We start from the raw sequence: 7,863 nt of genomic DNA on the forward strand, positions 1-7,863 counted from the left end.
CGCCTCCCCCCGTTCCGCCGTTGCCCCCGTTGATCGTGGAGTAACTACGGAAACGCCGGCGGAAATGTCCGATAGGTACCGCACGAACTCCAAGATCAACGGGGAGGGGTGGGCGAGATGGGCGGAGCCTTGACATGGAACCGGGTTCCGTGTGTGCTCCTCCCAGGCGCTGGCGCATCTCACGACGGAGAAGACTCCATGAAGATCATGACGATCTACGCCCACCCGGCCGACACGATCACGAACTGCGGCGGCACGCTCGCCCGGCATGCCGCGCGCGGTGACCAGATCGTCGCGCTGATCCTGAGCCACGGCGGGCGCATCCACGCCAACAAGTACGCCGAGGAGTGGCGCAAAGAGAACCCGGACGGCGACATCGCCACGGCCGGCCTCGACGACATCGTCGCGAACAAGAAGGGCGAGCTGGAGCGGGCGGCCGAGATCATCGGCATCGGCGAGATCATCACGCTGGACCACGAGGACACCTACGCGACGGTGAACGAGGAGGTCGTGGAGGAGATCGCCGAGCGGATCGCGCTGGAGCAGCCCGAGATCGTCATCTGCGACCACCCGCGGAACCCGGCCTACTTCGACCCGCACTCGGTCGCCACCCAGATGGCGCTCGCCGCCCTGTCGCGGGCCGGCACGTACCTGCGCAACCTCGACGGCCGCGACGACGTGCCGGTGCGGCAGGTCTTCCTCAGCGGCCTGCCGGTCTACAACCTCGACGGACTGAGCCTGGGCGGCGTCCGCAACGACTGCTACGTCGACATCACCGAGGTGGTCGGGACGAAGCTGGCGGCGATGGACCAATTCGTCAGCCAGGGGTACCACGGGGTGTTCGCCCGCAAGCTGGTGGAGTCGTTCAACGGCGAGGCCGGCCGGGCGGCGGGGGTCAACTTCGCCGAGGCGTACGTCCGGCTGTACAACGAGACGTACTCGCACCTGCCGGTGACCGAGGCGGCGCTGGCCACTGACCCGCTGACCAGGCACATCACCTACTCGTCGGTCAACCTGCGGGGGCAGTACCCGGTGCCGTGACCCGGCATCGTGTTCGATGGCCGCAACGACCATCCCGCACGAGGACGGAGCGCACGTGTACATCGGTCAGCCCTTCCACCAGCTCGCCACCCCGGTCGCGGTGCTCGACGACGCAGCGCTCGAGCACAACCTGACGACGATGGCCGGGTGGTGTCGCGACCACGGCGTCGAGCTCCAGCCGCACGGCAAGACCACGATGGCCCCGGCGCTGTTCCGGCGGCAGCTCGCGGCCGGCGCGACCGGCATCACCGCGGCGACTCCGGCCCAGGTGCGGATGATGCGCGAGCACGCAGTGCCGGCGGTGCAGCTGGCCAACGAGCTGGTGCAGCCGGCCGAGGCGGCCTGGATCGCCGCGGAGCTTGCCGCCGACCCGGACTTCGGGTTCACCTGCTGGGTGGACTCCGTCGCCGGCGTCGAGCTGCTGGAGGCCGGGGTGGCCGCGTCGGGCGCCGTCGTCGACGTGCTGCTCGAGGTCGGATCGCCCGGTGCGCGGACCGGCACCCGCACGGAGGCCGACCGGTCCGCCGTCCGCGCGGCGGTCGCGGCCGCGCCGCACCTGCGCCTGGCCGGCGTCTGCGGGTACGAGGGGTCGATGGCCGGCGACCGGTCGCCGTCGTCGCTGGTCGTCGTGCGCGAGTACCTGGAACGGATGCGGGCGGCGGCCGACGAGCTGCGCGACGACGTCGACGGGCCGGTCGTGCTGACCGCCGGCGGCAGCATGTTCTACGACGTCGTCGCCGACGTGCTGGCCACCGGCTGGCCGGCGGACGCGGCCCGGGTCATCCTGCGCAGCGGCTGCTACGTCACCCACGACTCCGGCTTGTTCCACCGCAACTCCCCGCTCGACGGCCCGGACGCACCGGTGCGGCTGCGCGCGGCGCTCACGGTCTGGGCCACGGTCCTGTCGCGCCCGGAGCCGTCGCTCGCGCTGCTGGACGCCGGACGTCGCGACGTCTCGTTCGACCAGGGCCTGCCGGTCCCGCTGCGGCACCTCGCGCGCGGCGCGACTGAGCCCGCCGAGCTCGCCGGCGCGGAGGTCACCGCGCTCAACGACCAGCACGCGTACCTCGCGGTGCCGGCGGACCACTCGCTGGCCGTCGGCGACCGGGTCGAGCTGGGCATCTCGCACCCGTGCACCACCTTCGACAAGTGGCGGCGGCTGGCACTGCTCGACGCACGCGGCCAGGTCGCCGACGTCGTCGAGACCGTGTTCTGACCTGGAGCGACTTGTGAGCGACTGGGTGGACCAGACCCGGGTGATCCGGTTCGAAGGGCCGGCGGCAGCCTCGCCGCGCTTCGTCGGCCCGCCGGTCCTGCGGTGGCGGGCGATCCCACTGGCCACCCGGTTCGAGGTCGCCGTCGCCGACCGCGAGGCCGTGGTGTGGACGGGGTCGGTGACGGAGCCGGCCGTCGACCTCGCGCCGGCGTGGGACCGGCTACCGCCGGGCCCCGTCGACGTGCTGGTCCGCGGGTTCGACGGTGACCGCGAGGTCTGCCTGCGCGCGCGCCGCCGGTTCTGGCGCGTCCCCGGGTACGACGGTGCCCGGCCCGCCCCCGGGGACTGGGCCGGCGCGGTGCACCGCGCCGTCGCGTACCTGCTCGCGGATGCCCGGGACGAGGTGCACGAGTACGAGCACGACCAGCCGCGCAGCGCGTGGAGCTCGTTCGAGGACAGTGTCACCGGGATGCGCGGGCGGCTGGCGTTCCCGGCGCAGCACCACGCCAGCTACATCCACGCCTACCTCGAGTACGCCGCGCAGTTCCCCGAGCACCCCGCCGCCGCCGAGGCCGAACGGCAGGCGCTGGCCTACGGCGCCTGGCTGCTCGAGCACCACCTGCCCGACGAGTGGCGGCTCGGCGGGCTGGCGCCGTCCACCGTGCTGGACGGCGCGTTCGGCGGGTGGGTCGAGGGCGAGGCCATCACGGTCTTCCGCGCCGCCCGGGTCGGCGAGGTCATGCTCCGGCTGGCCGACCACACCGGCGACGAGCGCTATCTGCGCCGCGCCGCACGCATCGGCGACGTCATGGTCGACCTGCAGAACCCCGACGGCTCCTGGCCGTTCCGCGTCGACCCGCGAACCGGCGAGGCAGTCACCGGTCCTGGTGCGCTGCCCGACACCGGCCGTCCTGGAGCAGTACCGCTGCTACTGGCCGATGGAGGTGCACACCGGGCACTGGCTGGTGTCGCTGCTGACCCTGCACCGCGCCACCGGCGACGAGCACCACCTGAGCAAGGCGGTGGCCGCCGCCAACGCCGTCGTCGCCGGCCAGGACGCCGACGGCTCCCTGTCGACCTGGGGGCGCGACACCCGCTTCGGCACTTCGCTGATCACGATGAACTGGCCGGGCTGCAACGCGGTCGCGGTCAGCGCCCTGCTGCACGCGATCGCTTACCACGACGCGCTGACCGACCACGCCGCCGACCGCTTCCGGTCCTACGCGAGCCTGTGAGCTCAGCCGGCCAGTGCCGGGAACACGTGGTCGCGCAGCAGCGGGGCGACGTCGGCGCCGTCGTGAGCGGGGTGCATCCAGCGCAGCTCGGCGATCTCGCGGGCGGCCACCGGCGGCGCCGGCAGCGACGCCGTGTAGACGGTGGCCGCCACACCGGCGTCGGGCTCGTTGGCCGCCGCCGCGGTCCAGCGGCCCAGCTCGGTGAGGTCGGCCGCTCGCAGCCGGACGCCGATCTCCTCGTGCACCTCGCGCAGTGCCGCCGCGGCGGCGTCCTCGCCGGGCTCGAGCTTGCCGCCGGGCAACATGAACGCGGCGGTGTCGCGCTTGCGCACCGTCAGCACCCGCGACCGGTCGTCCAGGAAGCACACCGCGGCGACGACGAAGAGATGCGAGAGCACAGGGTTTACCGTAACCGGCCCCACCGTCAGTGCGGCGCGGCCTCCGCCTCCGGCGTGAGCGGCCCGACCGGAGCTGCCTCGGTGCCGGCCTCGACCGGTGACGTGACGCCGGCGGTCACCACCTGGCGACCGGTCTCGGCGATCGCGATGCCGGTCAGCACGGCCAGCCCGCCGATCATCTGCGCGACGCCGAGGGTCTGGCCGAGCCACACCCAGGCCACCAGCGCCGCGCCGACCGGTTCGGACATGCCGATGACGCCGCAGGTCGTCGGTGAGATGTGCCGCAGCGCGGCCAGGTTCAGCCCGTACGCGACGATGGTTCCGAACACGATGATCCACAGCACGCTGGCCCACACCGGGATGCTCACGCCGTCCATTGCGCCCAGCATCGACGTCTCGCGGCCCAGTGGCGCGAGGTCAACCGTCCACCACGGCTGCGCGACCGCCCAGAACACCGCCGCGAAGCCGAACATCCAGAACGTGAGCGACAGCGAGTCGCGGTCGCCGGACATCCGCGAGCCGATTAGGTAGTAGCTGGCGAGGCAGGCGGCGGCGCCGAGCGCGGCCAGCACGCCGACGGCGTCGAGCCCGGCGTCGGTCCACACCTGCGCCACCAGCGCCAGCCCGAACAGTGCGATGCCGATGCCGAGCCAGGTGCGCGGCCGGATGCGCTGGCGGAGGACCACCCAGCTGAACAGCGCGACCATCGCCGGCGCGGTGAACTCCAGCAGCAGCGCGATCCCGACCGGCAACCGGTCGATGGCGACGAAGTACAGCCACTGCACCAGCGCGCCGCCGGCCACGCCGAGGGCGATCAGGAACGGCCACTCCCGCCGCCCGATCCGCAGCCGTGCCGGTTCCACCGCCAGCACCGCACCGAGCAGCACCACCGCGGCGCCGGTCGCACGCAGCGCAGCGAGCACCGAGGGCTCCAGCCCGCCCTCCAGCGCCACCTTGGACATCGACGCGTTGACGGAGAAGAACACCGCCGCGAGGCAGACGAACGCGACACCCCGCGCCGGGCTCTGACGACTCATCGGGCGACAGTAGTCAAAGGGCACTTTGCTCCGCAATGCCCTGCCCACGCGCCGGGCATCTCTACGACCGGCCACAATGAGAGGCCACCGCCCCGAAGCCGAGGAGGCATGACGGCCACCGCCACGCACGATCTGACCCGCCGGCTGGAACTAGCCGTACCGGGCGGAGTCGACGCGTCGAGCCGGCGGCGCGCGGAGTACTCGACCGACGCGTCGAACTACCGGGTCGTACCGCGGGTCGTGGTGTTCCCCCGGCACGTCGACGACGTGCTCGCGGTGGCCGACGTCGCACGGACGGCGGGTGTCGCCCTGACCGCCCGCGGCGGCGGCACGTCGGTCGCCGGCAACGCGGTCGGGCCGGGCATCGTCGTCGACTTCTCCCGCCACCTGAACCGTGTGCTGGAGATCGACCCGGAGACAAGCTCCGCCCTGGTCGAGCCGGGTGTCGTGCTGGCGTCGCTGCAGGCCCAGGCGGCACCGCACGGGCTGCGCTTCGGGCCGGACCCGTCCACGCACGCCCGCTGCACGGTCGGCGGCATGATCGGCAACAACGCCTGCGGGCCGCACGCGCTCGCATACGGCACCACCGCCGCGAACGTCGTCGAGCTGGACTGGCTGGACGGCGCCGGCCGCCGCTTCACCGCCGGCCGCGGCCTGGACCCGGCGCCGGGCCTGAGCGAGCTGGTGGCGTCGAATCTGGGCGTGCTGCGCACCGAGCTGGGCCGGTTCGATCGCCAGGTGTCCGGCTACGCGCTCCACCACCTGCTGCCCGAACGCGGCGCGGACCTGGCCAAGGCACTCACCGGCACGGAGGGCACCTGCGGGACGCTGCTCGGCGCACGGGTGCGGCTGGTGCCGATCGCGCCGGCCCGGGCGCTCGTGGTGCTCGGCTACCCCGACATGGCCACCGCCGCCGACGCCGTCCCGGCACTGCTCGCGCACCAGCCACTGGCGGTCGAAGGGCTGGACGCGCGCCTGGTCGACGTCGTGCGCCGCCACCGCGGCCCGGTCCGGGTGCCGCCGCTTCCGGCCGGCGCCGGCTGGCTGCTGGTGGAGGTCGGCGGCGAGGACGCGGCGGCCGCGCTGTCCTCGGCAACCGCATTGGTCGCCGACGCCGGCGCCGTCGACAGCGCGCTCCTCGAAGCCGGTCCGGACGCCGCCGCACTGTGGCACATCCGCGAGGACGGCGCCGGGCTGGCCGGCCGCACCGCCACGGGCGAGCAGGCTTGGCCGGGCTGGGAGGACGCCGCCGTCCCGCCGGAACGGCTCGGCGCCTACCTGCGCGGGTTCGACGAGCTGCTGGCCGAGCACGGGCTGGACGGGCTGTTGTACGGGCACTTCGGCGACGGCTGCGTGCACGTCCGGCTCGACCTGCCGCTGGCTGACGCGCCGCGGCGGCTGCGCCCGTTCCTCGTCGACGCCGCGACGCTGGTCGCTTCGCACGGCGGCTCGTTGTCCGGGGAGCACGGCGACGGGCGGTCCCGCGGCGAGCTGCTCCCGCTCATGTACTCCCCCGCGGCCGTCGACCTGTTCGAGCGGTTCAAGGGCCTGCTCGACCCCGCCGACCTGCTCAACCCCGGCGTCGTCGTCCGGCCCGCCCCGGTCGACGCCGACCTGCGCCGCCCGGCCGCCGGGCCGCTCCGGGCCGCCGGCGGCTTCCTGTTCGCCGCCGACGACGGCGACCTCAGCACCGCCGTGCACCGCTGTGTCGGCGTGGGCAAGTGCCGGGCCGATCTGTACCTGGACGGCGGCGTCATGTGCCCGTCGTACCTGGCCACGCGCGACGAGAAGGACTCCACCCGGGGCCGCGCCCGGGTGCTGCAGGAGCTGGCCAACGGCTCGCTCGTGGACGGCGGCTGGAGCTCGGCGGAGGTGCACGAGTCGCTGGACCTGTGCCTGTCGTGCAAGGCCTGCCGCTCGGACTGCCCGACCGGCATCGACATGGCGACGTACAAGGCCGAGGTGCTGTACCGCACCTACCGCGGCCGGCTCCGGCCGCTGCCGCACTACCTGCTCGGCCGGCTGCCCCGGTGGGCGCGGCTGGCCGGCCTGGCGCCCCGGCTGGTCAACGCGGTGCTGGCGGTACGGCCGCTGCGGCAAGCCGCGCTGCGGCTGGGCGGGCTCGACCCGCGCCGCGACGTCCCCCGGTTCGCGCACCAGCCGTTCCGCCGGTGGTGGCGCCGGCACCGGGTCCCGACGGGGTCAGGTCACCGCGGGCCGGTGCTGCTGTGGGTCGACTCCTTCACCGACGCGTTCACGCCCGACGCGGCCCGCGCCGCCGTGCGCGTGCTGACCGCGGCCGGGTACGCCGTCACCGTCTCGGCCGGCGACGTGTGCTGCGGCCTCACCTGGATCACCACCGGTCAGCTCGACCACGCCAAGGCCAGGCTGCGGCGGCTGCTCGACGCGTTCGAGCCGTACGCGCGGGCCGGCACGCCGATCGTCGGCCTGGAGCCGTCGTGCACGGCGGTGCTCCGCAGCGACCTGGTCGAGCTGCTCGGCGACGACCCGCGCGCACACGTCGTCGAAGCGGCGACGCGGACGCTGGCGGAGCTCCTGGACGCGGCCGGCACCGGCGAGGCGCCGTGGTCGCCGCCGGACCTGAGCGGCGTCGCCGTCGTGGCGCAGCCGCACTGCCACCAGCACGCCACCGCTGGGTACGACGCCGATCTGCGCGTGCTGCGGCGGGCCGGTGCCGAGGTCACGACGATCGCCGGCTGCTGCGGGCTGGCCGGCGACTTCGGCATGACGGCCGGCCACTACGACGTCTCGGTGGCGGTCGCCGAGAACGGCCTGCTGCCGGCGTTGCGGGCCGCGCCCGGCGGCGCCGTCCTGCTGGCCGACGGGTTCTCGTGCCGCACCCAGGCCGAGCAGCTGGCCGGCCGCGGCGGCCTCCACCTCGCCCAGCTCCTGCTCACCCCACCGCGCACCCCGCC

The 7,863-nt window shown here is 74.1% G+C and carries 7 protein-coding genes; 4 read left to right on the plus strand and 3 right to left on the minus strand.

All coding sequences use genetic code 11. The annotated features are described in order from the left end of the window. Positions 1 to 198 precede the first annotated feature (198 nt). Positions 199 to 1,041 carry a PIG-L deacetylase family protein gene (locus E1269_RS31655; RefSeq protein WP_162606721.1) on the plus strand — a complete coding sequence of 281 codons (843 nt, stop codon included), beginning with the start codon at positions 199 to 201 and terminating at the stop codon, positions 1,039 to 1,041. Positions 1,042 to 1,057: 16 nt separating this feature from the next. After that, a complete protein-coding gene (locus tag E1269_RS31660) occupies positions 1,058 to 2,257 on the plus strand; it encodes an alanine racemase (RefSeq protein WP_131902182.1) in 1,200 nt (399 codons plus the stop codon). Positions 2,258 to 2,477: 220 nt separating this feature from the next. On the opposite strand, the gene E1269_RS31665 is transcribed toward E1269_RS31660, so the two are convergent. Continuing rightward, on the minus strand, positions 2,478 to 3,017 hold the full coding sequence (locus E1269_RS31665) for a hypothetical protein (protein WP_131902184.1): 540 nt from the start codon (positions 3,015 to 3,017) through the stop codon (positions 2,478 to 2,480). A gap of 127 nt (positions 3,018 to 3,144) precedes the next feature. On the opposite strand from E1269_RS31665, the gene E1269_RS31670 reads away from it, so the two are divergent. Then, positions 3,145 to 3,492: a hypothetical protein gene (locus tag E1269_RS31670; RefSeq protein WP_131902186.1), complete on the plus strand. Its 348-nt coding sequence runs from the start codon at positions 3,145 to 3,147 to the stop codon at positions 3,490 to 3,492. Between the two features lie 2 nt (positions 3,493 to 3,494). Here the strand turns inward: E1269_RS31670 and E1269_RS31675 are convergent, their stop codons facing one another. Together E1269_RS31675 and E1269_RS31680 are read right to left on the minus strand one after the other, a co-directional pair. Continuing rightward, positions 3,495 to 3,890 (minus strand): NUDIX hydrolase, encoded by a 396-nt coding sequence (locus E1269_RS31675; RefSeq protein ID WP_131902188.1) that lies wholly within the window; start codon positions 3,888 to 3,890, stop codon positions 3,495 to 3,497. A gap of 26 nt (positions 3,891 to 3,916) precedes the next feature. Next, positions 3,917 to 4,927, minus strand: a complete 1,011-nt coding sequence (locus E1269_RS31680; RefSeq protein ID WP_131902190.1) for an EamA family transporter — start codon at positions 4,925 to 4,927, stop codon at positions 3,917 to 3,919. A gap of 108 nt (positions 4,928 to 5,035) precedes the next feature. Here E1269_RS31680 and E1269_RS31685 point away from each other — a divergent pair. Continuing rightward, positions 5,036 to 7,863 (plus strand): FAD-binding and (Fe-S)-binding domain-containing protein (locus tag E1269_RS31685; RefSeq protein ID WP_131902191.1); only part of this gene is annotated, 2,828 nt, incomplete at its 3' end.

It is taken from the genome of Jiangella asiatica (assembly GCF_004349065.1).
GTDB classification, from domain to species: Bacteria; Actinomycetota; Actinomycetes; order Jiangellales; family Jiangellaceae; genus Jiangella; species Jiangella asiatica.